This is a genomic window from Streptosporangium minutum, assembly GCF_002149035.1.
Classification (GTDB): domain Bacteria; phylum Actinomycetota; class Actinomycetes; order Streptosporangiales; family Streptosporangiaceae; genus Streptosporangium; species Streptosporangium minutum.
On record NZ_NGFP01000132.1, the window covers coordinates 1 to 25,480 of the forward strand.

Consider the following 25,480-nt stretch of genomic DNA (forward strand, 5'->3'; position numbering starts at 1 on the left):
CTCCAGGACCACGTGCGCGTTGGTGCCTCCGATGCCGAAGGAGCTCACTCCGGCGCGCCGCGGCCCGCCGTCGGTCTCCCACTTGCTGAGCGTGGACGCCACGTAGAACGGGGTGTCGTCGAAGTCGATCGCCGGGTTGGGGCGTTCGTAGTTGATCGTCGGCGGGATCAGGCCGTGCTTCAGCGCGAGCACCGCCTTGATCACGCTGATGATGCCCGCGGCCTGGCTGAGGTGGCCGATGTTGGACTTCACCGAGCCGATACCGCACCAGCCGCGGTCCTGCGTGGCCCGCGTGTACACCGCGGACAGGGCGGCGACCTCGATCGGGTCGCCCATCGCGGTGCCGGTGCCGTGCGCCTCGACGTAGCCGATCGTGCGCGGGTCGATCCCGGCGAGCCCGACCGCCTGCGCGACCGCGGCGGCCTGCCCGTCGACGCTGGGCGCGGAGAAGCCGACCTTGCCGGCGCCGTCGTTGTTGATCGCGTTGCCCCGCACCACCGCGTGGATGTGGTCGCCGTCGGCGATGGCGTCCTCCAGCCGCTTGAGCACGGCGACGCCGACGCCGCTGCCCCAGACGGTGCCGTTCGCCTCGGCGTCGAAGGGCCGGCAGTGACCGTCGGGGGAGGTGAACCCCTCCACCCCGATGTATCCGGTCGCCGGCGGGTGCTCCACGTTGACGCCGCCCGCCAGGGCCATGTCGCACTCGCCGCCGCGCAGCGCCTCGCAGGCCAGGTGGAGCGCGACCAGCGACGTGGAACAGGCGGTGTGGATGGTGAAGCTGGGCCCGCGCAGGTCCAGCCGGTAGGACACGGTGGTGGCCACGTAGTTCGGCGAGTTGGCGGTGGCGAGCCCGATGCCGTGCCGGGTCGCCCACACCTTCTTGTTGCGGACCAGGTTCTCCCACAGGTACTGGTTGCCCCCGGTGCCCGCGTAGACGCCGATGGAGCCGTCGTAGCGCGCGGGGTCGGTGCCGGCGTCGTTCAGCGCGGTGTAGCAGGTCTCCAGGAACAGCCGGTGCTGCGGGTTGAGGATCTCCGCCTCCCGCGCGCTCAGGCCGAACAGCCCGGCGTCGAACTGGTCGTATCCCTCCACGTACGGCGCCTTTGACACCCAGCTCGGGTCGTCCACGTCCTCCTCGGACGCGCCCCTGGCCACCTGCTCCTCGCGGGTGAAGGTGGTGATCGACTCGACGCCGTCGACCAGGTTGCGCCAGAACTCGCCGATGTCGGCCGCGCCCGGTACCCGGGCGGCCATCCCCACGATGGCGATCGGCTCGACGCCCTCGTCGGTGACGTCACTGGTCATGGTCGTTCTCCTGTCCGGTGGTGCTGTGGACGCGTCGTGTGCGCCGGTTACGGTTGCGCCGCGCTTCGGCCCGGGAGGCCGCGCGGGCGAGTTCGGAGTTGTCGTCCTGGGGTTGGCCGGCGGAGCCGCCTGCCGGGGTGTCGATGAAGGCGGCCAGGGCGCGGATGTTCGGGTAGTGGAAGAGGTTCACCATGCGCAGCTCGCGGCCGAGCCGGACGCACAGGCGGGCGTGTACGGCGGCGAGCGCCAGCGAGTGGCCGCCGATGTCGAAGAAGTTGTCGTCGAGCCCGACGGCGTCCCGTTCCAGGACCTCACGCCAGATCGCGGCGATCAGCTCCTCGGTGGCGGTCGATCCGGCCCCCGGGATCGCGGACGGCGTCGCCGGCGGGTCGGCGACCCGCATGGCGTCCGGTGCGGCGCCCGGTGAGAGCGGCTCGGGCAGGGCGACCGCGCCCACCGGGACGGCCGGGTCGGCGGCCAGCGCGCCGACCACGTTCACGTAGTCGGCGAGCATCGCGTCGACCCTGGAGGCGTTGAACAGGTCGGGGTTGTAGACGACCTCGACGGAGAACGCGCCGTCCCGCTCCGCCACGTACACGGTCAGGTCGAACGGCGATCCCGGCTTGTCGACCTCGATCGTCTCGCTGCGCAGCCCGGGGAGGTCCAGCCGGGGCTCGGTGAGGTTCAGCACGTTGAACATGACCTGCACCAGCGGGGCGCGGGAGGTGTCCCTGCGGACGCCGAGCTCCTCGACCACCCGCTCCAGCGGCGCGGCCGGATGCGCGGCGACGTCCAGCAGCTCGCGGGTGCACCGCCGTACGTGGTCGGCGAAGCCGGCCTCCTCGTCCGAGCGCAGCCGCAGCGGGACCATGTCGATGAAGAACCCGACCAGGTCGTCGAAGGCGGCCACCCGCCGGTCGGCGACGACCGCGCCGATCACGTGGTCGGCGGTGCCGGTGAGCCTGTGCAGCAGCCGGCCGAGCCCGGCCAGCAGCACCCCCGCCGGGGTCGCCCCGAGGTCGGCGGCGAGCGCGCGGACCGCGGCGTCGGTGCCGGGCGGCAGGGTCACGCGGGCCTCGGCGCCGCGGTAGGTCTGCACCGCCGGGCGAGGCCGGTCGCGGGGCAGGTCCAGCACGGTGGGCGCGCCGCGCAGATGCCCGGCCCACCAGGCCAGGTCCGCCTCGCCGTCGCGGCGGTCCCGCTCGGCCCGCCAGACCGCGTAGTCGGCGTACGACGCCCGCAGCGGCGGGAGGTCCGTCTCCCGGCCGGTGACGGCGGCCGTGTAGGCGGCGGACAGATCGGTGTAGAGCGTGTCCCGCGACCAGCCGTCGAACACCGCGTGGTGCAGGGTCAGCGCCAGCACGTGCTCGTCGGGGCCCAGCACGTACAGCCACGCCCGCCAGGGGGAGCCGCCCGCCAGGTCGAACGGCGCGGACGCGCCGGCCGCCAGCCGGGTGCGCAGCTGGGCGTCCCGCTGGGCCTGGCCGTACCCGCTCAGGTCCACCACGGTCAGCGCCACGTCGGCCGGGGGCTCGCAGACGGCGTACGGCACGCCGTCCGTCTGCCGGATCCGCCAGCGCAGTACGGCGTGCCGCTCGGCGACCGCCCGCAGCGCCGCCCGCAACGCCGGCACCTCCAGGGGGCCGCGCAGCGTCTCGGCCAGAGCGATGTTGTAGGGGGCGGCCTCGGGGGCCAGCTGGTCCAGGAACCACAGGCGGCGCTGCGGCGGGGCCAGGGTCGGCGGGTGGCCGACGGTGAGCTCCGGCCCCGGCAGCCGGCCGGCCTTGTCGAACCGCTCGGCGATCGCAGGGAGGGTACGGCCGGCGAACACGTCGTCCACCGTCACGTCCAGGCCCAGCTCGCTGCGGGCGGCGGCGACCAGCCGCATCGCCGTGATCGAGTCGCCGCCGCTCGCGAAGAAGTCGGTGCCGACGCCCAGGCGCCGCCACACCGCCGCGAGCGCCCGTTCGGTGGCCGTCTCCCCTTCCGGTGAGTCGTCGGCGGGGCGTTCCGCGACGGCCAGCTCGCGCAGCTTCGCCCTGTCCACCTTGCCGGAGGAGTTCAGCGGCAGTTCGGGAAGGCGCAGCACGCGTCCGGGCAGCATCGCCGAGGTCAGCCGGGAGGCGGCGTATCCCGGGTCGGCCGGGGCGTCCTGCGGTGTGAGGAACGCGACCAGCTCCAGGCCGCCGCCGGGCCTGGGCACCGCCTCCACGGCCGCCTGCGTCACCGCCGGATGCTCCTCCAGGACGGCCGCGATCTCGCCGAGCTCGATCCGCTGGCCGCGGATCTTGACCTGCCCGTCTCTGCGGCCCAGGTAGACGAGCTGCCCGTCGTCGGCGTACCGCACGATGTCGCCGGTCCGGTAGACCCTCGCGCCCGGCTCGCCGGAGAACGGGTCGGGCACGAACGCCTCGGCGGTCAGCGCGGGCCTGCCCAGGTAACCGCGGGACACGCCGGGGCCGCCGATCAGCAGCTCGCCCTCGACGCCGTGCTCGACCTGGCGGAGCTCGGCGTCGACGACGTAGCAGCGGTGGCCGGGTGTCGCGTGACCGATCTGCACCGGCGTCGCCTGCGGCGCGACCAGCTCGCCGGTGACGGCCGCCACCGTGGTCTCGGTGGGCCCGTAGATGTTGATGAACCGGCGGCCCGGCGCCGCCCACCGGTTGACCAGCTGGGCCGGCACCGCGTCGGCGCCGGACATCACCACCCGCCAGCCGGGCAGCGCGGCCGGGTCGAGCAGGGACAGCACGGCCGGGGTGACGAACCCCCAGGTGACCCCGTGCTCGGCGACGAAACGCTGCAGCCTGGCCGGGTCGGTGCGGTCGGCGTCACCGGCCAGCTGCACCGCCCCGCCCACGGCCAGCGGCACGAACAGGTCGAGGACGGAGGCGTCGAAGCCGAGGGACGAGACCGCCAGCGCGCGGGTGGTCTGGTCGGCCCCGATGCTCGCGATGGATCCGAGGACGAAGTCGACCAGGTTGCGGTGGGTGACGAGCACGCCCTTGGGGCGGCCGGTGGAGCCGGAGGTGTACAGCACGTAGGCGAGGTTGTCCGGCGCCGCCGGACAGGTCGGCGCGTCGGCCGGGTCGGCCGACGCGTCCGGGCCGGGTACGGCGACGCACCGCAGCCCCGCCTCGCCCGCCGCCCCGGCTCCCGCCTCGTCGCACACCACGATGTCCAGATCGGCGTCGGCGGCCATGTCCCGCAGCCGCAGCCGCGGACCGGCCGGGTCCAGCGGCACGTAACAGCCGCCGGACAGCAGCACGCCCAGGAGCGCGACCAGCAGCGCGGGCCGCCGCTCCATGCAGATCCCGACCCTGGTCTCCGGGCCGACGCCGAGCGCGCGGAGCCGGGCGGAGAGCACCGTGGCGCGGCCGGCCAGCTCGCGATAGGTGATCCTCTCGTCCCACTGGGCGACCGCCACCGCGTCCGGCACGGCGCGGGCCCGCGCCATGATGAGGTCGGCGACGGTCCCCTCCGGGAAGGACGGCGGCTCCGTCTCCGGGTGGTGTGTGAGGCCGCTCATCGTCCACCGCCCGCGGGCACGGAGTCGGTGATCTGCAGGCGCAGCTCGCTGAAGTAGCGGTTGCCGTCGTGATCGGGGACCCAGGCCTGCTCGGGGGTGGGCAGGGCCTCGCCGATCACGACGGACACGTCGTCCCCGGCGGTGCGCAGCATGGTGCACAGGACGCCGACGTAGTGGGGGCTGGTGAGATCGAAGTAGCAGGGTTTCACTTCTGTGCCGATCTTGACGAAGACCTGGTCGGGCAGGTTGAGACGGTGTCGCCAGGCGCGGGTGGCGAGGTAGCGTTCGCGCTCGTTGGTGATGGCGGCCAACCCGGTCTCGGCGACGGTGGTGCGCCACGTCTCGCGGGAGACGACCAGCCGGTCGATGGTGATCCGGGGGACGTGCGGGGCGGGTGTGGTGAGCTTGAAGGCGTCGACGGCGAGGCCGTTGAGCATGCCGGCGAACATCTCGATCAGCGGCCACCGGTGCCCGTCGGACGCCGTGGCGATCAGCGTTCCGTCCTCGTCGGAGACGGTGACGGAGGTGGCGGGCAGCAGCCGGTCGGGGTCGGCGCCCGGCGCCGCGGCGAAGCCCAGCAACCTGTCGGTGACACCGGTCAGCCCCGCCGAACCGCGTCCGGTGTGCCGGGGCCAGGTGGCGGGGTGAAGCAGCCGGACCCGGTGCTCGCCGAGGTCGGCGGTCAGCTCGTCGCGCAGCCGGTCGATGTCGGGATGCCAGGCGGTGAAGATGTCGCAGTCGAGCGTGGGCCAGGCCGCGTGCAGCTCGCCGAGCACCACCTGGTAGTCGCCGCGGTTGATCGCGTCGACGTCGGTGGCGCAGATCTGCAGGTCGGGGCTGTGCAGCCGGCCGGTGGCCCAGCCCGGCCGTTCGGCGGCGAAGAGCCGCGCCACCGGCCCGGCCAGGTCGGCGGCGGACAGCTGGACGCGGGCGCCTCCTTCCTCCAGGCCGAACAGGCTCTCCCAGCGCCGGGTGAACTCCTCGGCGACGTCGTCCGCCGGGCGCCGGCCGGTGCCCCAGAACAGGCCCTGGGACAGGGACATCAGATCGGCCAGCCGTACGGGGGCGTCGGAGTCCTCCCGCAGGTCGTCGTAGAGGTCGCGCAGCGCCGCGGTGTAGGCGCCGGCGAGTTCGGCGGTCAGCCAGCGGGCGGCGACGAGGGTGATGGCCAGGGGCGGGGCGAGGTCGTCCAGGAAGGCGGCGCCGACGGTGACGTCGAGGTCGCGGGTGGTGTCCTCGTAACAAGGCGTGCGGCCGGCGTACATCTGCCCTTCACGGCGGCGGGGCGGGGCCCCGGTCAGCGCGGTGAACTCCTCGTCCAGGGCGGCGAGGGCGATCTTGAGGGCGTCGGGGTCGCCCGCGGCGGCGGCGACGGCGTCGCGGGCCGCGCAGAGCCGGTCCAGCCCGTTGACGGCATGCTGCCGCAGGTCGGGGTCGTCGATGGTGGCGATGCGCTCGCGCAGGACCTGTTCGGCGTCGCGCCCGAGGGGCAGGGCGGCGTCCCAGGTGATGAGCTCGCGTTCGGCGAGCCGCTCGAGCAGCAGGTAGCCGTCCTCGGGGCGGGGCAGATCGGCGACCACCTCGACGGCGGGGGTACGGCCGTCGCACCGTGCCAGCACCGAGGCCTCGACCGGGGACAACGGCAGCGGCGGCTGCATGGGACGGAACAGCTCCCGCTCCCGCAGGGTGAGATGGGGCTGGAGCGCGGGCGGCCACCGGCGGCGGACCCGCGGATCGATGGCCAGGTGGTCGGCATAGGCGGACATCACCCAGCCCTCGAAGAAGACCCGGCGCTCGCGCAGCAGGCCGGGTCCGGTGCGCACCTCCAACGCCCGCCCGGCGCCATGACCGGCGTCCGTCTGTGCGGTGCCCGGGCCGGCGGTGACCCAGCAGACCGGTCCGAAGAAGCCGATGGTCTCGTTCTTGGCGCAGTAGCGCTGCCAGTAACGGATCACGGCGCGCTCGCGGTCGCGGCGGCGTACGTTGCGGGAGGCGTCGGGCCCGCCGGCGACGATTCCGTCCAGGGCCACCAGCACGCCTGGGTTCTGCCAGGTGACGGCCTCACGGAACAGCGGGTCGGCGGCGATGTCGCAGATCTTCGCGGCTCCGGCGGCGATCGCGCCGGCCAGCGCCTTGTCGAACACCTCGGCCTGGCCGTGACCGGCGAGGAGGTCGTCGGCGGCGGCCGCGGCCTCGGGGGAGGCGAAGGCGTCCAGCCCGTCGGCGGGGAAGCCGGTGGTGCGCAGCAGCGCGTCCGACCACACCGACCAGCCGGTGTCTCCCAGGTTCACCTTCGTCACAGTTCACCGCCCGCGGGCACGGAGTCGGCGATCTGCAGGCGGAACTCGCTGAAGTAGCGGTTGCCGTCGTGGTCGGGGACCCAGGCCTGGCCGGGGGTGGGCAGGGCCTCGCTGATCGTCACGGACGCGTCGTCCCCGGCGGTGCGCAGCATGGTGCACAGGACGCCGACGTAGTGGGGGCTGGTGAGGTCGAAGTAGCAGGGTTTCACTTCTGTGCCGATCTTGATGAAGACCTGGTCGGGCAGGTTGAGGCGTCCGCGCCAGGCGCGGGTGGCGAGGTAGCGTTCGCGCTCGTTGGTGATGGCGGCCAGTCCGGTGTCGGCGACGGTGGTGCGCCAGGTCTCGCGGGAGATGACCAGCCGGTCGATGCTGATCCGGGGGGCGTGCGAGACGGGCAGAGTGAGCTTGAACGCGTCCATCAACTGCGTGCTGAGCATGCCGGCGAACATCTCGATCAGCGGCCACTTCTGGCCGTCGGGCGCCGTGGCGACCAGGGTTCCGTCCTCGTCGGAGACGGTGACCGAGGTGGCGGGCAGCAGCAGGTCGGGGTCGGCGCCCCGGGCCCTGTCGACACCCAGCTGCCGGTCACCGGGGCCGGCGAGGCCGGGATTGGTGCGGCTGGTGTTGCGGGGGTAGTCCTCCGGATACAGGATCCGGATCCGGTCCGATCCCAGGTCGAGGTCGTAGTGGGCGCGTAGCCGGTCGGGGTCGGGGTGGAACGGGCTGAACAGCGCGCTGTCGAACGGCGTCCACGCCGGGTGCAGCTCGCCGAGGACCGCCTGGTAGTCGCCGCGGTTGATCGCGTCGACGTCGGTGGCGCAGATCTGCAGGTCGGGGCTGTGCAGCCGGGCGGTGGCCCAGCCGGGCCGTTCGGCGGCGAAGAGCCGCGCCACCGGCCCGGCGAGGTCGGCGGCGGACAGCTGGACGCGGGCGCCGTCCTCGGAGCCGGACCGCACGTCGATCAGTTCCACCCAGCGCCGGGTGAAATCCTCCGACACCGCGCGGAACGGTCCCGCGCCCGGGGTGAACAGCAGCCCCTGGGCCAGATACCACAGGTCCGCCAGGCGGACCGGGCCGTCGTTTCCTTCCCGCAGCTCGTCGTACAGCTCGCGCAGGACGGTCCCGCCCGCGTCGGCGAGCGCCGCCGTCAGCCAGCGGGCGGTGATCAGGATGATGCTCAGGGGAGACGCGACGGCGTTCAGGAGGGTGGCGCCGACGGTGACGTCGAGGTCGCGGGTGGTGTCCTCGTAGGCGAGGGTGCGGCCGGCGTACATCTGCCCTTCGCGGCGGCGGGGCGGGGCCCCGGTGATGGCGGTGAACTCCTCGTCCAGGGCGGCGAGAGCGGCCTTGAGCGCGTCGGGGTCGCCCGCGGTGGCGGCGACGGCGTCGCGGGCCGCGCGCAGCCGGTCCAGCCCGTCCTGAGCGCGCTGCCGCAGGTCGGGGTCGTCGATGGTGGCGATGCGCTCGCGCAGGACCTGTTCGGCGCCGTGTCCGGTGGGCAGGGCGGCGTCCCAGGTGATGAGCTCGCGTTCGGCGAGCCGTTCGAGCAGCAGGTAGCCGTCCTCGGGGCGGGGCAGGTCGGCGACCACCTCGACGGCGGGGGTACGGCCGTCGCACCGGGCCAGCAGGGCCGCCTCCGGTGAGGACAGGGCCAGCGGCGGCTGCAGGGGGCGGAGCAGCTCCCGCTCGCGCAGGGTGAGGTGGGGCATCAGCGCGGGCGGCCAGCAGCGGCGGATTTGCGGATCGGCGGCGAGGTGGTCGGCGTAGGCGGTGATCGCCCAGCCCTCGAAGAAGACCCGGCGCTCGCGCAGCAGGCCGGGTCCGGTGCGGACGTCCAGCGTCTGGTCGGCGTCCGCGTCGAGGGTGATCCAGCAGATGGGGCCGAAGAAGCCGATGGTCTCGTTCTTGGCGCAGTAGCGCTGCCAGTAACGGATCACGGCGCGCTCGCGGTCGCGGCGGCGTACGTTGCGGGAGGCGTCGGGCCCGCCGGCGACGATTCCGTCCAGGGCGATGAGCACGCCGGGGTTCTGCCAGGTGACGGCCTCGCGGAACAGCGGGTCGGCGGCGATGTCGCAGATCTTCGCGGCTCCGGCGGCGATCGCGCCGGCCAGCGCCTTGTCGAACACCTCGGCGTCCCCGCGCCCCGCCAGCAGGTCGTCGGCCGCCGCGGCCGCCGACGGCGCGGCGAACGCCTCCAGTCCGCCGGCAGGGAAACCGGTGGTGCGCAGCAGCGCGTCCGACCACACCGACCAGCCGGTGTCACCCAGGCTCATCTTCGTCACAGTTCACCGCCCGCGGGCACGGAGTCGATGATCTGCAGGCGCAGTTCGCTGAAGTAGCGGTTGCCGTCGTGGTCGGGAACCCAGGCCTGGCCGGGGGTGGGCAGGGCCTCGCTGATCGTCACGGACGCGTCGTCCCCGGCGGCGCGCAGCATGGTGCACAGGGCATCGGCGTAGTGGGGGCTGGTGAGGTCGAAGTAGCAGGGTTTCACTTCTGTGCCGATCTTGACGAAGACCTGGTCGGGCAGGTTGAGGCGTCCGCGCCAGGCGCGGGTGGCGAGGTAGCGTTCGCGCTCGGTGGTGACGGGGGCCAACCCGGTCTCGGCGACGGTGGTGCGCCACGTCTCGCGGGTGATGACCAGCCGGTCGATGGTGATCCGGGGGGCGTGCGGGGCGGGTGTGGTGAGTTTGAAGGCGTCGACGGCGAGGCCGTTGAGCATGCCGGCGAACATCTCGATCAGCGGCCACCGGTGTCCGTCGGACGCCGTGGCGATCAAGGCGCCGTCCTCGTCGGAGACGGTGACGGAGGTGGCGGGCAGCAGCCGGTCGGGGTCGGCGCCCGATGCCGCGGCGAAGCCCAGCGACCTGTCGGTGACACCGGCCAGCGACTCCGCGCCCCGTCCTCCCTGCCGGGGCCAGCCGATGGGGTAGAGCAGCCGGACCCGGTGCTCGCCGAGGTCGGCGGTCAGCTCGTCGCGCAGCCGGTCGATGTCGGGATGCCAGGCGGTGAAGATGTCGCAGTCGAGCGTGGGCCAGGCCGCGTGCAGCTCGCCCAGGACCACCTGGTAGTCGCCGCGGTTGATCGCGTCGACGTCGGTGGCGCAGATCTGCAGGTCGGGGCTGTGCAGCCGGCCGGTTGACCAGCCGGGCCGCTCGGCGGGGAAGAGTCGCGCCACCGGCCCGGCGAGGTCGGCGGCGGACAGCTGGACGCGGGTGTCGTCGCCTTCGAGGCCGAACAGGCTCTCCCAGCGCCGGGTGAACTCCTCGGCGACGTCGTCGGCGGGGCGCCGGCCGGTGCCCCAGAACAGGCCCTGGGACAGGGACATCAGATCGGCCAGCCGTACCGGGGCGTCGGAGTCCTCCCGCAGGTCGTCGTAGAGCTCGCGCAGTGCCTTCCCGTAGGCGTCGGCGAGCGCCGCCGTCAGCCAGCGGGCGGCGGTGAGGATGACGGCGAGGGGCGGGGCGAGGTCGTCCAGGAGGGGGGTGCCGACGGTGACGTCGAGGTCGCGGGTGGTGTCCTCGTAGCAGAGCGTGCGGCCGGCGTACATCTGCCCTTCACGGCGGCGGGGCGGGGCCCCGGTGATGGCGGTGAACTCCTCGTCCAGGGCGGCGAGGGCGGTCTTGAGGGCGTCGGGGTCGCCGGCGGTGGCGGCGACGGCGTCGCGGGCCGCGCGCAGCCGGTCCAGCCCGTCCTGAGCGCGCTGCCGCAGGCCGGGATCGCCGATCGCGGTGATGCGGGCGCGAAGTGTTCCCTCGACGGCGTGGGTGCCGGGCAGGGCGGCGTCCCAGGCGATGAGCTCGCGTTCGGCGAGCCGTTCGAGCAGCAGGTAGCCGTCCTCGGGGCGGGGCAGATCGGCGACCACCTCGACGGCGGGAACACGGCCGTCGCAGCGGGCCAGCACCGCGGCCTCGACCGGGGACAGCGGCAGCGGCGGCTGCATGGGACGGAACAGCTCCCGTCCCCGCAGGGTGAGATGGGGCATCAGCGCGGGCGGCCACCAGCGGCGGATTTGCGGATCGGCGGCGAGGTGGTCGGCGTAGGCGGACATCGCCCAGCCCTCGAAGAAGACCCGGCGCTCCCGCAGCAGGCCGGCCCCGGTACGGACGTCCAACGCCTGCCGGGCGTCCGCGTCGAGGGCGACCCAGCAGACCGGTCCGAAGAAGCCGATGGTCTCGTTCTTGGCGCAGTAACGCTGCCAGTAACGGAGCACCGTCCGTTCCCGGCCGCGGTGGCGCGCGTTGCGGGCCGTCTGGGGTCCGCGCCTGACCAGGCCGTCCAGGGCGATGAGCACGCCGGGGTTCTGCCAGGTGACGGCCTCACGGACCAGCGGGTCGGCGGCGATGTCGCAGATCTTCGCGGCTCCGGCGGCGATCGCGCCGGCCAGCGCCTTGTCGAACACCTCGGCGTCCCCGCGCCCCGCCAGCAGGTCGTCGGCCGCCGCGGCCGCCGAAGGCGAGGCGAACGCCTCCAGGCCGGCGGCGGGGAAACCGGTGGTGCGCAGCAGCGCGTCCTGCCACACCGACCAGCCGGTGCCGCCCAGGTTCACCTTCGTCATAATTCACCGCCCGCGGCCATGAGGTCCGCCGAGAGGAGGGAGACCAGGTCCGGCAGGCGGTCCTGGAGGAAGAAGTGACCGCCGTCGATGTGGTGCAGGACGAACCCGGCGGTGGTGTGCTGTTCCCAGGCGGCCATCTGCTCGGTCGAGACGGCCCGGTCGAGCGTGCCGGCGAAGGCCGTGATCGGCACCGGCAGCGGCGGCTCGGGCTGGTACACGTAGTCGTCCAGCCAGGCGAAGTCGGCCCGCAGCGTCGGCAGCAGCAGCTCCAGCAGCTCCGGTTCCCCGGCGACCGCCTCGGGCACGCCGCCCCCGGCCACGACCCGGGCCACCAGCTCGTCGTCGGAGACGCGGGAGAGCCCGTCGAACGTGTCGGACCCGCTCAGGTGCGGCGCGCGTGCGGCGCCCGCGTACAGCCGGACCGGCAGGGGCGCACCGGTACGGCGCAGGCTCCGTATCACCTCGAACCCGAGCCGCGCGCCCAGCGAGTGCCCGTACAGCGCGTAGGGGCGGCTGTCGGAGGCCGCGGCGTCGGCGACCGCGGTGGCCAGCTCGGTCAGGTCGATCTCGGCCGGCTCGACGATCCGGTTCTCCCGGCCCGGAAGCTGGACGCCCACCACCTCCACGCCGGGAGCGAGAGCGGCCGGCCACGGATGGAACACGCCCGCGCCCGCGCCGGCGTACGGCAGGCAGAACAGCCGCAGGGCCGCGCGTGGCAGGGGCCGAGGGCACCGGAACCAGCGGGCCGTCAGGGTGGTCATCGGGTGCCTCCGGGCGGGTCGATCCAGTAGCGCTGCCGCTGGAAGGGATAGGTCGGCAGTGGCACCCGTCGCCCCGGGGCGACGGAGCCGGAGGGCGGCGTCTCCGGCACGCCGGGTCCGCCGCTCCGGGACATCAGCAGGTCGGGGTCGAGCGCCTCGATCGCCTCGGCGAGGCTGCCGCACTCCACGACGGCCCGGTGGGCGAAGGAGCGGCGCCCCGCCGTCAGGGTGTGCGCCACGTCGGCCGGTGACAGGTGCGGGTTGGCGGCCAGGTGGTCGCGCAGCCGTACGATCGCGGCGCGGAGGGCTTCCGGGGAGCGTGCGGAGACGGGGAGCAGGTACCGGTCCCCGGCGACGGGCGCCGTGGCCGGCGGCTCCGGCGCCTGGGCCACCAGGACGTGGGCGCCGGTGCCGCCGATGCCGATCGCGCTGACCCCGGCCACGCGCCGGCGGTCGTCGGGCCAGGGCGCCGTCTTGGCGGGCAGGTAGAACGGCCCGCGGTCCAGGTCGAGCTGCGGGTTGGGGGAGTCGAGGTGCAGGTTGCCGGGGACCTGCCCGTGCCGTACCGACAGGACCGCCTTGATGAACCCCGCGATCCCGGAGGCGGCGTCCGTGTGGCCGATGTTGGTCTTGACCGCGCCCAGCGCGCAGTATCCGGTGCCCTGGGCGCCGGCCGCGCGGAAGGCACGGGTCAGCGCCTCCACCTCGATGGCGTCACCCAGCGGTGTGCCGCTGCCGTGCGCCTCCACCATGCCGATCTCGTCGGGGGAGATCCCCGCGTCGCCGAGGGCCTCGGTCACCGCGGACACCTGCCCGGTCAGGCCCGGTACGGCGAAGCCCGCCCGTGCGGCGCCGTCGTTGCCGATCGCCCAGCCGGGGATCACGGCGTACACGTGGTCGCCGTCGGCGACGGCGTCGGCGAGCCGCTTCAGCGCCACCACGCCGCTCCCGCTGGAGAACCCCGAGCCGGCGGCCGCGGCGTCGAACGCCCGGCACCGTCCGTCGGGGGAGACCATCCCGCCGGGAGTGTGCCGGTGCCGGGGCCAGGTGACGGTGACGCCGCCCGCGAGCGCGAGGTCGCAGCGGTGGTCGGCGAGGTTCTGGGCGGCCATGCACACCGCGACCAGGGAGCTGGAGCAGGCGGTCTGCACCGCGATCGCCGGGCCGGTCAGGCCGAGCCGGTAGGCGACCTGCCCCGGCAGGTGGTCGGCGCGCTGGTGGGGCAGGATCCGCCCCTCCCAGTCGTCGGGGTCGTCGGGCGTGCCGGCGGCGGGGTTGCCGAACAGGTGGAACAGGAAGTACCGGTTGGCCGAGGTGGAGGCGAACACGCCGATCTGGCCGTCGAACCGGTCCGGATCGCATCCCGCGTCCTCCAGGGCCTCCCAGGCCGTCTCCAGGAACAGCCGGTGCTGCGGATCGGTGCGGGCGGCCTCGTCGGCGGTGAATCCGAAGAACTCCGCGTCGAAGTCCGCCACCCCGTCCAGCTTCCCGCCGGCCTTCACGTGCGCGGGGTCGGCGAGCAGCGCCGTCCCGATGCCCAGCTCCCGCAGCTCCGCGTCCGAGTAGTCCCAGACGGCGTCCACCCCGTCGGACAGCACGGACCAGAACGCGGCCGGGTCGGGCGCGCCGGGGAACCGGCAGGCCAGGCCGACCACCGCGACGTGGCCGTCGAGGTCGTCGAAGTCGTCGGGATCGCCCGGGTCGGCGGCGGCGCCGGAGGCGACCGCGACGGCAGGCCGGGGGGACGACGCGGCGGCCGGAGCGGACAGGGCACGGGCCTGGGCCCGCACCGTGGTGTGCTCGAACAGCGTCATCATCGGCACCGGCGTCCCGAACACGCCGGCCAGCCGCTGCTGGAGCCGTCCCAGGAGCAGGGAGTGGCCGCCGGCGTCGAAGAACGGCTCGGTCACGCCGACCTGGGCCACGCCGAGCACGTCGCACCAGGCGTCGTGCACCGTGGCCTCGGCGGGCGTCGCCGGCCGTTCACCCGCGCGGGCGGGGCCCGGCGCGGGCAGGGCGAGGATGTCCACCTTGCCGGTCGGGGTGAGCGGCAGCGCGTCCAGCACCACGACCACCGCGGGCACCAGGTAGTCCGGGAGGACCTCGGCCGCGGTCCGGCGTATCCCGGCCGCATCCAGTGCGGCGCCGGGGGACGGCTGGACGTGGGCGACGAGCCTGTCGCCGGAGAGCGTGACCACGGCCCTGGCCACTCCCGGCTGTCCCGTCAGGTGTGTCTCCACCTCGGCCGGTTCGACGCGGAAGCCGCGCACCTTGATCTGCCGGTCCAGCCTGCCCAGGCAGACCAGCGTGCCGTCGGCGAGCTCGCGTCCGAGATCCCCAGTGCGGTAGACCCGCCTGCCCTCGCCGTCGACGGTGAACCGTTCGGCGGTGCGCTCCGGATCCCGCCAGTACCCCAGCGCGAGGTACGGGCTGCGGAGGGCGATCTCCCCCTCACCGCCGTCGGAGTCCAGCAGCACCACCTCGTAGCCCGGCAGCGCGCGGCCGATCGGCACCAGGGGGCCGGCTTCCGGATCGGCCCGCGGTGCGTCGAAGGGGATCCGGTGGTGGGCCACGAAGGTGGCCTCGGTGGCTCCGTAACCGTTGACGAACCAGCAGCCGGCGGCGAAGCGTCCCCGGCCCGCGGCCACGTCGGACCCGGTCACCCGTTCCCCGCCCAGCAGCACGGTGCGTATCGTGGGCAGCCGCCCGTCGGGGCCCAGCGCGTCGAGCACGTACCGGTAGAGCGTCGGGGTGGAGTGGTAGACGGTCACTCCCAGGTCGGCCAGGCGGCGCACCAGCTCGTCCGGCCCGAGAGCGCGGACGTCGATCGGCACCACGGCCGCACCGGTCAGCAGCGCGGGGTAGATGTCGGGGATGGAGGCGTCGAAGCTGACAGAGGCGAGCAGGCTGAGCCGGTCCTCGGCGGTGATCGACAGGCTGTCGATCTGGTTGCCGACGCAGTGCGCCAGGTTGCGGTGGCTCTGGGCCACCCCCTTGGGCACGCCGGTGGACCCGGAGGTGTAGCGCAGGTAGGCCAGGCTGTCCGGCTCGATCGGCCCGGCGGCCAGCGGCGTCGCCGGGGTCGCGTCCTCGACGAGGACCACCTGGCAGGAACGGTTCCCGAGGAGGGTCCGGGCGAGCGCCTCGTGCCTGCGCGTGGTGACCAGCACGGTCACGTCGGCGTCGTCGAGCATGTACGCCAGCCTCGGCACCGGATACGACGGGTCCAGTGGGACGTAGACGCAGCCGGAGAGCAGCGTCCCCATGATCGCGGCGATGATCGTCGCGTCCTGGCCGGTCAGCAGACCGACGCGCGCTCCCGAACGGCCCCCCGCCGTGGTGATGAGATGCCGGATCCCGCCGGCGGCGTCCGCCAGTTCCGCATATGTGATTGAAGAGTCAACCGAATGCACCGCGACGCGGTCAGGATTGTTATTTGCGACATCGAGGAATCGGCCGACTACCGTATGTTGCATTTCCGGAATTCCTGCACGTTGCTCACCATCTGGATCCGCCGTTACCCGTGTTACGCCCTCAGGCACGACTCGCGGCTCGCTGACACGTGGAACGTTAAAGGGAGGAGATTGCCGATCATTGGCCGTACGATTGCTATGTCCGCAAACGTAGCAATACGCGGCTTAGGTGTGACCTTTTCGCGAGAGATCTGCGAGGGGTCCACATGGGGGAATAGGCATGATCGTCAATAAGGCTGTTTCCGCATACGACTTTCAGATTCTTGGACCGCTCCGGGTCTGCCTTGACGGCATCGCGGTGACGCTGCCCGCGCGCCATCCCCGCATGCTCCTGGCCGTGCTGCTGCTGCACAACGGCGAGGTCGTCGCCGAGGGGCGGCTGATGGAGCAGGTGTGGGGCCACGGCGCCGGCACGACGATCGCCCTGCGCACCGCCGCGTCGCGGTTGCGCTCCTGGCTGCGCGACCAGACCGGCTCGGCGGCCTCCATCGAGCACGTCGACGGCGGCTACCGGCTGCGGCTGCCGGACCGGTCCGTCGACGCCGCCCGGTTCCGGGCCGCCCTGGTCGCCGACTCCGACACCACCGGCATCGACCCCCACCAGCGGCTGGCCGCCCTGATGAACGCGCTCGAACAGTGGCGTGGCCCCGTACTGGACGGCGCCCCCGACGGGGTGCGGGAGGACTCCGCGGTGCGGGCCCTCGACGACGACCACGCCATGTGCCTGCAGCGGCTGGCCGGGCTCTCCATCTCGGTGCAGGCGCCCGAACTGCTGCTGCCGAGGACCCGCGCCCTGGCCCGGGGGCGGCCGTTCGACGAGCCGCTGCACACGCGCCTGATCGAGCTGTACGCCGCCTGCGGCCGGCCGGCCGAGGCGCTCATGGAGTACGAGCAGCTGAGGTCCCGGCTCGCCGACGAGCTCGGTGTCGCGCCCAGCGCGGACGCGCAACGCGCCTACCTCACCGTGCTCGACCAGGACCCCCCGCTGCTCGGCGGGTTCGAGCGGTCCCACGGCGCGGGATGGGGGCGTCCCGTCGTGCCCCACCAGGTTCCCGCCGACATCGCCGACTTCACGGGACGCGACAAGGAGACCGCCGCGCTCCTGGACCACCTGGGCGGGCTGCTGAACGACCCGACGCGGCCGGCCGCGATGGTCGCGGGGGTCACCGGTCCCGCCGGAGCCGGCAAGTCCACCCTGGCCGTGCACGTCGCACACCGGCTGATGCCGGCCTACACCGACGGCCAGCTCTACGCCGACCTGCGCGGCACCGGAGCCGTCCCCGAATCCCCGGTACGCGTGCTCGGGCGGTTCCTGCGGGCGCTCGGGGTCGGCAAGGGCGCGGTCCCGGACGACCCCGCCGAGCGCACGGCCCTGTACCGCAGCCTCATGAACGGCCGGCGCATGCTGGTTGTGCTGGACGACGCCCTGGGGGAAGCTCAGGTGAGGCCGCTGCTCCCCGGCTCGCCGGCGTGCTCGGTCCTGGTCACCAGCCGGTCCCGGCTGGTGGGCGTCAGCGGCGCGCGGATCGTGGAGCTCGACCGGTTCGACGTCGACCACGCCGTCCACCTGCTGGCGACCATCATCGGCCACGAACGGGTGAGCGCCGAACCCGACGCGGCGGCCGAGCTGGTCCGGCTCTGCGGCGGGCTGCCCCTGGCGGTGCGCATCTGCGGCGCCCGGCTCGCCGCCCGCCCGTACTGGCAGCTCGCCGGCCTGGCCGCCGTGTTACGTGACGAGCACCGCCGCCTGGACGAGCTGAGCGTCGCGGACCTGGCCGTGCGGGACGGTCTGCGGCAGAGTCACTCCCGGATAGGACAGGACGCCCGGCAGACGCTGGCCCGGCTGGCCAGGCTGGGACCGGTCGAGTTCGCGATCGGCACCGTCGCGGCCGTCTGCGGCCTGGACCACGCCGTCGCCGGGGACCATCTGGGCGCTCTGGTCGAGGCCCGGTTCGTCTCGGTGGTCGACACCGGCCAGGCAGGGCGGTTCCACTACCGCCTCGACGACCTGGCCCGGCTGTTCGCCCTCGACCCGGACGCGGTGGGGCGGCCGGCCTGACGGCGGGGGCGACGGGCCGAGGCCGTCGCCCGCGCCGTCAGGCGCCGCCCTCGCGGGGATCGGTGATCGCGCGCGCAGCACCGGACCGTCGCCCCCGTCGTCGGGCGCCGCTCGTCCGGTGTCAGCGGGTGGGGTCGAAGTCCCGCAGAGCCGCGGGCTGCTTGCCGGTGGTGATCTGCTCGGCGAGCATGCGACCGGTGATCGGCCCGTGGGTGAGCCCCCACATGCCGTGCCCGCCGGCTACGAACCTTCCGGGGGCGCGGGTGGCCCCGATGAGAGGCCGGCCGTCGGGGGTGACGGGGCGCGGGCCGACCCAGGTGTCGGTGCGCTCCTCCCAGGAGACGCCGGTGAGCAGCGGCCGGGCGGACGCGATGATCGCGTCGACGCGCCTCTGGTCCAGGGGGGCGTCGGCGTCACGGAACTCCATCGTCCCCGCGACGCGCAGCTTGCCCTGGTACGGCGTGCAGGCCACCCGTACGGCGGGCAGGTAGATCGGCCCGGGCACGGCTTCCTCGGTCGGCACGGTGAAGGAGTAACCGCGTCCGGCGCGCACCGGCTGGCGGACGCCCCATTCCCGGCCGAGCACGTTCAGCCAGGCGCCGGTGGCCAGGACGACGGCGTCGCCGCTGACGGAGTCTCCCGCGCCCGACCGGACGGAGAGCCTGCCGGAGTCGTCGTGCACCCCGGTCACCCGGAAGCCGGACCGGATCGTGCCGCCGCGGGCGACGACGGCGCGGGCCAGCGACCGCGTGAACTCCCCGGGGTCGACGTGGCGCTGCCCGTCCAGCCGGATCCCGGCCCTGGCGCGGGGGGAGAGCTGCGGCGCCTGCCTGCCGAGGTCGTCGCCCTCGAAGGCGGTGTAGCGGATCTCCTGCCCGGAGGCGTTGATGCGCTCGAGCTCGTGCAGGAGCCCCAGGGCCTGCTTCGGGTTCTCGAACGCGGCCATGATCGGGGCCTCGACCGTGGGGGCGTCGACGCCGTTGGCGGTGAGCACGTCGAACGCTTCCAGGCACTCCTCGTTGAACGGGAGGTTGGCCTGTACGGCCCGGCCCCAGGACTTCCAGTTGCAGTGCACCGCGAAACGGGTGAGGAAGGACCAGAGGCCGACGTCGGGGGTGGCCGGCACGTGCAGTGGGGCGCTCCGGTCGAGCAGGGAGCGCAGGCCGTAACGGAGGACCCCGGGCTCGTTCAGCGGGATGGCCAGCCCCGGTGAGAGCCAGCCCGCGTTGCCCCACGACGCGCCCGCGGCCACCCCGTCACGGTCGACCACGGTGACGTCCACACCGCGTTCCTGCAGGAACCAGGCGGTGGACAGCCCCACCACGCCGGCGCCGATCACCACTGCCGTGCGCGGCCCACCATCGATACCCATGACCACTTCTCCGCTCTCACATCATCCGCATGCCGCGGGCATCACCCGCGCGAGACGAGCATCGCCGCCACGGCGCGAGAACGGTCTGTGCGCGTCGGACAAGCAGAGGGTGGGGCTTTGTCCGGCTCGGACAAACGCGGGGGGATCAGGGCTGCCGCTCCTGGACGACGGCCAGCGCGATGATCATCGCCAGCCGCTTCTCCGGCAGGTCGAGCCGCAGGTCCGTGATCTCGGCCATCCTCCGGAGCCGGTACCGGACGGTGTTCGGATGGACGCCGAGGCGCCCGGCGGCGACGGCCAGGTCTCCCTGCGACTCCAGCCAGGCGCGCAACGTCGCGATGTGCCGGGTGCCGTGCTCGGCGTCGTGCCGGGTCAGCTCGGCGACCGGCCCCCGGGCGGGGGCGCGCCCCGACGAGGCGGCCGCCCGGAGCCGTTGCAGCAGGATCTCGTCCCACGACTCGTCGTAGACGACCGCCAGGGCGCCACCGGGCCGGGCCGCCCGCAGGGCGAGGCTCTCGTCGGCCTCCTGCCTGCTCGCGGGGAGCTCGGTGGGCCCCGCCGCTCCGCCGACGCCCGCGGACACGGTGACCCGCCGCGGCAGGACGTTCACGATCGCAGCGAGCCAGTCGCGGGCGGGGGTGACGTCGCTGTCGCAGGGCAGCAGCGTGTACAGGGTGTTGCCGAACAGCGCGCTCCGCCCCGGCCGCGACCAGCCGAAACCCGTGGTCGCGCGCTCGAAGGCCAGCAGGACCGCGGCATGCCTCTCCTCGGCGATGTGCGCCTGGAGCGCGATCACCCGGAACCGCCCCCGGGGCAGGCCGAGCCTGCTGACCACGGCGGGCGCGTCGGCCGTCCCCTCCAGCAACCGGATGACCAGGTCGGACTCCACCTGCCGCTCCAGGTCCGCGCTGACCCGGGAACGGAGCAGGTGCAGCGCGACCGCCCGTGCCCCGTCACCCAGGACGATCCGGCGCTCGTCGGACAGCGGGTGCTCGCACTCGACCCATATCGACCCCAGCAGCTCGCGTCCGGCGCGCACGGCGACCACCATGCGGCCTCTGATGCCGTGCGCCGGGGAGGGGCCGACGAACAGCGGCTCGTCGGAGGTCGCCAGGTGCGCGAAGACGCCTTTCCTCTCGAACAGCCGGCGCATGGCGTCGGGCACCCGCCGGCCCAGGATCGTCTCCAGCCGTGCCGGATCGGCGCTCTGCTGCAGGCCGGAGTAGGCCAGGACGCGCGACATCTGGTCCTCGATCGTCACCGCGGAGCCGACCTCGGCCGCGAGCATGTCCGCGAAGGCGAACAGGTCGGTCGGCCCCCGCCCGGCCTCGGTCTCGCGTCCTTCGAGCACCAGGCCGTACACCACGCCGAAGAGCTGGCTCCAGGACACCTCCGGCTCCACGAGCAGCACGGCGATCCCGCCGTCACGGGCCTCCGCCAGGGCGTGCTCGTCGAGCGGCGGGCTCCCACGCACCAGCAGCGCCGCGGCACGCGCCGACCGCGCCAGGCGCACGGCCTCGGCGGCCGAGTCCACGCCGACCGACAGGAACACGTCACCGGTCGCGGGACGGGTGTCGGTCGGATCGTGCACCACCACGCTGCGCAGCTCCACCTCCCGCGACGCGGGAGCGCAGCACAGCCGGGCCCCGTAGCCGCCGAGGACGTTCACCAGCCGATCCAGTCTCAGCATCCGCCACGCCCATCCGCCGATGCCGCCGCATCCGCCGACGCCGGTCTGCTCTCACCTGCGGCCGGCTCCCGCACGGCTCCGTTCCCCATCCGTCGATTCTCCCCCGGCCGCCCCGCCCGTGCGGCCTGCGGTCCCGCGGCTCCCGCCCGGCCGCTCCACGAGGGATGTCACCGGACGCGATCACCCGGCCGCTCACGCCCACCCGGCCGTTGCGCGATGTTGAATATCCGTTTTAGGAAGATATGTGAAGGTCGACAGTACGATCGGAGCAGAAGGCACCGGGAGTGAGTGAGCGGGCACGCGGAGGACGCCGCGGCCATCCTGCGGCGTCGGCGGCAGGGGAGGCGACGGTTCACGGTCGCGCCGTCCGCCGGACCGTCGAGGAGGCTCCGATGGACGAGGCCAGGCTTCAGGAACTCGTGGATCGGGTCGTGCTGGACATGGGGGCCGCGTTCGGAGCCGCGACGGTCGTGCTCGGAGACCGGCTGTGCCTGTGGAGGGCGATGGCCGGGGCGGGACCGCTCAGCCCCGGCGAACTGGCCCGGCGCACCGGCACCGGTGAGCGGCTCGTCGCCGAATGGCTCGCGGCCCAGGCCGCCGCCGGATACGTCTCCTACGACGACGGCGCCTACACGCTGAGCGAGGAGCAGGCGACGGTGTTCGCCGACGCCTCCAGCCCGGTCTTCATGACCGGGCTCGCCGAAGTGATCTCGTCCGTGTACCGCGACGAGGCCAAGATCGTGGAGGCCTACCGGGGAGACAAGGGCCTGGCCTGGACCGACCACGACCAGGCGCTGTTCGCCGGCACCGAACGATTCTTCCGGCCCGGGTACGCCGCCAACCTGCCGACCGGCTGGATCCCCGCGCTCGGCGGCGTCCAGGACAGGCTGGCCGAGGGCGCCCGGGTGGCCGACGTCGGCTGCGGGCACGGCGCCTCGACCCTGGTGATGGCCCAGGCGTATCCGGCCTCGCGCTTCACCGGTTTCGACTACCACGGGGCCTCGATCGCGCGGGCCCGCGAGCTGGCCGAGCAGGCCGGAGTGGCGGACCGGGTGAGTTTCGAGACGGCCGGCGCCGACGACTACCCCGGGTCCGGCTACGACCTGGTGTGCCTGTTCGACTCCCTGCACGACATGGGGCATCCCGTCGCCGTGCTGCGGCACATCCACTCCACCCTGGCGCCCGACGGCACCGTGCTGCTGGTCGAGCCGTTCGCGCACGGGCGGCTGCCGGACGACCTCAACCCGGTCGGCCGGCTCTTCTTCAACGCCTCGGCCACCATCTGCGTGCCCAACGCGATCTCCCAGGGAGGCGCCGAGGCGCTGGGCGCCCAGGCCGGCCAGGACCGGCTGTTCGAGGTGGCCGGGCAGGCGGGGTTCACCCGGACGCGCCAAGCGGCCGCCACCCCGTTCAACCTGGTGCTGGAGCTGAAGCCGTAACGCGCGGGCGGGGAGGCCGGCGCGCCGTCCGGCTGCGGGGCACCCCCGGGCCGGCGGCGCGTGATCGCCGCATCCCGTGTCAGGAGCGTGACGGGGGGAACGGGATCACGCATGACATCCCCCAGTCCCGAGGTCGGACAGGTCTCTCTCAAGCGGGCCATCGGCCCCAAACTCCTCCTTCTCTTCATCGTCGGCGACATCCTCGGCACCGGCGTCTACGCGCTCACCGGCAAGGTCGCGGGCAAGGTCGGCGGAGCGCTGTGGATGCCGTTCCTGATCGGGTTCGTCATCGCCGCGCTGACGGCGATGTCCTACGTCGAGCTCGTGACGAAGTACCCGAGAGCGGCTGGAGCGGCCCTCTACACCCAGCGCGCCTTCCGGACGCCGTTCCTGACGTTCATGGTGGCGTTCACGGTCATGTGCTCGGGACTCACCTCGGCCAGCGCGGCGGCGCGCGCCATCGGAGGCGACTACCTGAAGACGTTCGTCACGGTGCCCGGCGTCGTCGTCGGGATCGTCTTCATCGTGGCGATCGCGCTGCTGAACTACCGCGGCGTCTCGGAGTCGGTGAAGACCAACATCGTGTTCACGATCATCGAGCTGACCGGGCTCCTGGTGATCATCGTCATCGGCGTGTACGCCGTCGTCACCGGCGCGGGGGAGCCCGCCCGGCTGACCGAGATCCGCACCGACCAGGAAGGCGGCCTGTTCCTCGCGCTGCTCGGGAGCACGGCCCTGGCCTTCTTCGCGTTCGTCGGGTTCGAGGACTCGGTGAACATGGCCGAGGAGACCCGCGATCCCTCGCGCAACTTCCCCCGGGCGATCTTCCTCGGGGTGGCGATCACCAGCACGATCTACATCCTCGTCGCCATCACCTCCTCGCTCCTGGTCGACTACCGGGTCCTGGAGAAGTCGTCAGGGCCCCTGCTGGAGGTGGTCAAGGCCGGTGGGATCAGCTTCCCGCCCCAGCTGTTCGCGGTGATCGCCATGTTCGCCGTGGCGAACTCCGCGCTGATCAACATGATGATGGCCTCCCGGCTGGTGTACGGCCTGGCCAACGAACGGGTCGTGCCGCGTGGCCTGGGCTGGGTCGATCCGCGCCGCCGTACACCGGTGGTCGGCATCATCTTCACCACGGCGCTCGCCATCGCCCTGATCTCGACGGGAGAGATCGCGGGGCTCGGCGACACCACAGCCTTCCTGCTGCTGTGCGTCTTCAGCGTCGTCAACGTGGCCGTCCTCGTGCTCCGCAAGGACACCGTGGACCACGCGCACTACCGGGCGCCGACGATCCTGCCCGTGCTCGGCGCCGTCCTGGCCTTCGTCCTGGCCAGCCCCCTGACGGGCCGGCCCGCCGAGGTCTACATCCGGGCGGGCGTCCTGCTGGGCATCGGCCTCCTGCTGTGGGTGGTCAACTGGCTGGTGACCCGCCGCCAGGCCTCCGCCGAGTGACCGGGCGGCGCGCCGTACCGGACGGACCGGCTCACCGGGCGGCCCGATCCGGTGCGGCACGCCGCGGCCCGGGGTCCGGCCCGGCTGGGCCCGCCGACGGCGTCAGTGCTGTTCTTTAGGCAGTCCGCACCATCTGTTGATGGTCGAATGCGTGTCATAGGTGGCATATGCGGAGATCTCAATAACGATCGGAAATGCTGTCTGGTATTCGAAGGCTTGGCGATCGCCGGGCAGGTCCCACGGTCCGCGGGGAGCGGCCCCGGTGACCTGCGACCGGTCTCCGCTCCGGGGGCGGTCCACGGGAGGGGCGAGCCGCACAGCTTCGAGAAGGGGCGGACATGGCGAACCCAAGAAAAGCCCCCGAGATCATCAGTGAGCTGGCCGCCGAGTTCGCGGGCACGCTGATCCTGATCCTGTTCGGGGTGGGCGTCGTGGCGCAGGTCGTCGCCGGCGGGCTCGGAGATCACGACAGCATCGCGTGGGCCTGGGGATTGGGCGTCACGCTGGGCGTCTACACCGCCGGCCGCATCAGCGGCGCGCATCTCAACCCGGCCGTCACGGTCGCGCTCGCGGTCTTCAAGGGGTTCTCCTGGCGCAAGGTGCTGCCGTACTCCCTGGCGCAGACCGCGGGCGCGTTCGTCGCCGCGCTCATCGTGCGGTGGAACTACGCCGACGTGCTCGCGGCGTTCGATCCCGGCCACACGTTCAAGAGCCAGTTCGTCTTCTCGACGATGCCCGGTAACGGAGCGCTGCCCGTCGGCATCTGGGCGGCGTTCGGCGACCAGATAATCGGCACCGCGATCCTGCTGTTCCTCATCCTCGCCGTCACCGACCTGAACAACACCGCACCCGCCGCGAACCTCGCTCCGTTCATCATCGGACTGATCGTCGTGGCGATCGGCATGGCCTGGGGCACCAACGCGGGCTACGCCATCAACCCGGCGCGTGACTTCGGGCCCCGGCTCGCCTCGTTCCTCACCGGCTACGGGACGGCCTGGCGCGATCAGTACGGCCAGCTCTACTTCTGGGTGCCCATCGTGGCGCCGCTGATCGGCGGCGTGCTGGGCGCCGCCCTGTACCAGGCGCTCGTCGGCCGGTACCTGCCGATCACGGAGGAACCCGAGCCCGGCCGGGTCCCCACCGGGCCCGAGCACGGCCCCGCCTGAAGCGCCGGCCGGCACGCCGCAAAGGAGACGACATCCCATGGCTGACTTCGTCGGAGCCGTCGACCAGGGCACCACGAGCACCCGTTTCATGATCTTCGATCACGGTGGCAACGAGATCGCCCGCTACCAGCTCGAACACGAGCAGATCCTGCCGCGGGCGGGCTGGGTCGAGCACAACCCCCTGGAGATCTGGGAGCGGACCAGGGCGGTGATCGAGACGACCCTGACCCGGGCCAACCTGACCGCCGCCGACCTCGCCGCGCTGGGCATCACCAACCAGCGCGAGACCACGGTGGTGTGGAACCGGATCACCGGCCGGCCCTACTACAACGCCATCGTCTGGCAGGACACCCGTACCGACCGCATCGCCGCCGCGCTGGAT

General features: G+C 73.3%; 14 protein-coding genes. 5 read left to right on the forward strand and 9 right to left on the reverse strand.

Annotated features, from left to right (window positions below; all coding sequences use genetic code 11):
* From CA984_RS25905 to CA984_RS25935, 7 genes are all read right to left on the reverse strand, one after another.
* A partial coding sequence (locus tag CA984_RS25905; RefSeq protein WP_133061776.1) for a type I polyketide synthase occupies positions 1–1,305 on the reverse strand: 1,305 nt, incomplete at its 3' end.
* The gene (locus tag CA984_RS25910) at positions 1,295–4,831 is read right to left on the reverse strand and encodes a non-ribosomal peptide synthetase (RefSeq protein ID WP_086576152.1); all 3,537 of its coding nucleotides are present in this window, start codon (positions 4,829–4,831) and stop codon (positions 1,295–1,297) included. The genes CA984_RS25910 and CA984_RS25905, both read right to left, overlap by 11 nt.
* Positions 4,828–7,122, reverse strand: coding sequence for a lantibiotic dehydratase (locus CA984_RS25915; RefSeq protein ID WP_242676168.1), 2,295 nt, complete (start codon positions 7,120–7,122; stop codon positions 4,828–4,830). Before CA984_RS25915 ends, CA984_RS25910 begins: the two co-directional genes overlap by 4 nt.
* Before the next feature lie 5 nt (positions 7,123–7,127).
* Positions 7,128–9,404, reverse strand: coding sequence for a lantibiotic dehydratase (locus tag CA984_RS25920; protein ID WP_165781410.1), 2,277 nt, complete (start codon positions 9,402–9,404; stop codon positions 7,128–7,130).
* A 5-nt stretch (positions 9,405–9,409) separates the two neighbouring features.
* Positions 9,410–11,686: a lantibiotic dehydratase gene (locus CA984_RS25925; protein WP_086576155.1), complete on the reverse strand. Its 2,277-nt coding sequence runs from the start codon at positions 11,684–11,686 to the stop codon at positions 9,410–9,412.
* Entirely contained in the window at positions 11,683–12,447 is a 765-nt protein-coding gene (locus CA984_RS25930; RefSeq protein WP_086576156.1) for a thioesterase II family protein, read from the reverse strand. The genes CA984_RS25925 and CA984_RS25930 overlap by 4 nt, the downstream gene beginning before the upstream one ends.
* Positions 12,444–15,923, reverse strand: coding sequence for an amino acid adenylation domain-containing protein (locus tag CA984_RS25935; RefSeq protein WP_086576157.1), 3,480 nt, complete (start codon positions 15,921–15,923; stop codon positions 12,444–12,446). The genes CA984_RS25930 and CA984_RS25935 overlap by 4 nt, the downstream gene beginning before the upstream one ends.
* Positions 15,924–16,140: 217 nt before the next feature.
* On the opposite strand from CA984_RS25935, the gene CA984_RS25940 reads away from it, so the two are divergent.
* Positions 16,141–17,979 carry an AfsR/SARP family transcriptional regulator gene (locus CA984_RS25940; RefSeq protein ID WP_086576158.1) on the forward strand — a complete coding sequence of 613 codons (1,839 nt, stop codon included), beginning with the start codon at positions 16,141–16,143 and terminating at the stop codon, positions 17,977–17,979.
* Positions 17,980–18,100: 121 nt separating this feature from the next.
* On the opposite strand, the gene CA984_RS25945 is transcribed toward CA984_RS25940, so the two are convergent.
* Positions 18,101–19,351: an NAD(P)/FAD-dependent oxidoreductase gene (locus tag CA984_RS25945; RefSeq protein ID WP_086576163.1), complete on the reverse strand. Its 1,251-nt coding sequence runs from the start codon at positions 19,349–19,351 to the stop codon at positions 18,101–18,103.
* Between the two features lie 145 nt (positions 19,352–19,496).
* Entirely contained in the window at positions 19,497–21,041 is a 1,545-nt protein-coding gene (locus tag CA984_RS25950) for a PucR family transcriptional regulator (RefSeq protein WP_086576159.1), read from the reverse strand.
* A 392-nt stretch (positions 21,042–21,433) separates the two neighbouring features.
* Here CA984_RS25950 and CA984_RS25955 point away from each other — a divergent pair, with 392 nt between their 5' ends.
* The 4 genes from CA984_RS25955 to CA984_RS25970 all read left to right on the forward strand — a co-directional run.
* Entirely contained in the window at positions 21,434–22,480 is a 1,047-nt protein-coding gene (locus tag CA984_RS25955; RefSeq protein ID WP_086576160.1) for a class I SAM-dependent methyltransferase, read from the forward strand.
* A 111-nt stretch (positions 22,481–22,591) separates the two neighbouring features.
* A complete protein-coding gene (locus CA984_RS25960) occupies positions 22,592–23,932 on the forward strand; it encodes an APC family permease (protein ID WP_086576161.1) in 1,341 nt (446 codons plus the stop codon).
* Between the two features lie 338 nt (positions 23,933–24,270).
* Positions 24,271–25,098, forward strand: a complete 828-nt coding sequence (locus tag CA984_RS25965) for an MIP/aquaporin family protein (RefSeq protein WP_086576162.1) — start codon at positions 24,271–24,273, stop codon at positions 25,096–25,098.
* A 37-nt stretch (positions 25,099–25,135) separates the two neighbouring features.
* A partial coding sequence (locus CA984_RS25970) for an FGGY family carbohydrate kinase (protein ID WP_242676170.1) occupies positions 25,136–25,480 on the forward strand: 345 nt, incomplete at its 3' end.

What these genes read in the sequence shown, in the direction of transcription:
- CA984_RS25945 (WP_086576163.1), bottom strand. Translation starts at nt 19,351, where the DNA reads ATGGGTATCGATGGTGGGCCGCGCACGGCAGTGGTGATCGGCGCCGGC.
- CA984_RS25920 (WP_165781410.1), bottom strand. Translation starts at nt 9,404, where the DNA reads ATGAGCCTGGGTGACACCGGCTGGTCGGTGTGGTCGGACGCGCTGCTG.
- CA984_RS25955 (WP_086576160.1), top strand. Translation starts at nt 21,434, where the DNA reads ATGGACGAGGCCAGGCTTCAGGAACTCGTGGATCGGGTCGTGCTGGAC.
- CA984_RS25950 (WP_086576159.1), bottom strand. Translation starts at nt 21,041, where the DNA reads ATGCTGAGACTGGATCGGCTGGTGAACGTCCTCGGCGGCTACGGGGCC.
- CA984_RS25930 (WP_086576156.1), bottom strand. Translation starts at nt 12,447, where the DNA reads ATGACCACCCTGACGGCCCGCTGGTTCCGGTGCCCTCGGCCCCTGCCA.
- CA984_RS25935 (WP_086576157.1), bottom strand. Translation starts at nt 15,923, where the DNA reads ATGCAACATACGGTAGTCGGCCGATTCCTCGATGTCGCAAATAACAAT.
- CA984_RS25960 (WP_086576161.1), top strand. Translation starts at nt 22,592, where the DNA reads ATGACATCCCCCAGTCCCGAGGTCGGACAGGTCTCTCTCAAGCGGGCC.
- CA984_RS25940 (WP_086576158.1), top strand. Translation starts at nt 16,141, where the DNA reads ATGATCGTCAATAAGGCTGTTTCCGCATACGACTTTCAGATTCTTGGA.
- CA984_RS25965 (WP_086576162.1), top strand. Translation starts at nt 24,271, where the DNA reads ATGGCGAACCCAAGAAAAGCCCCCGAGATCATCAGTGAGCTGGCCGCC.
- CA984_RS25910 (WP_086576152.1), bottom strand. Translation starts at nt 4,831, where the DNA reads ATGAGCGGCCTCACACACCACCCGGAGACGGAGCCGCCGTCCTTCCCG.
- CA984_RS25925 (WP_086576155.1), bottom strand. Translation starts at nt 11,686, where the DNA reads ATGACGAAGGTGAACCTGGGCGGCACCGGCTGGTCGGTGTGGCAGGAC.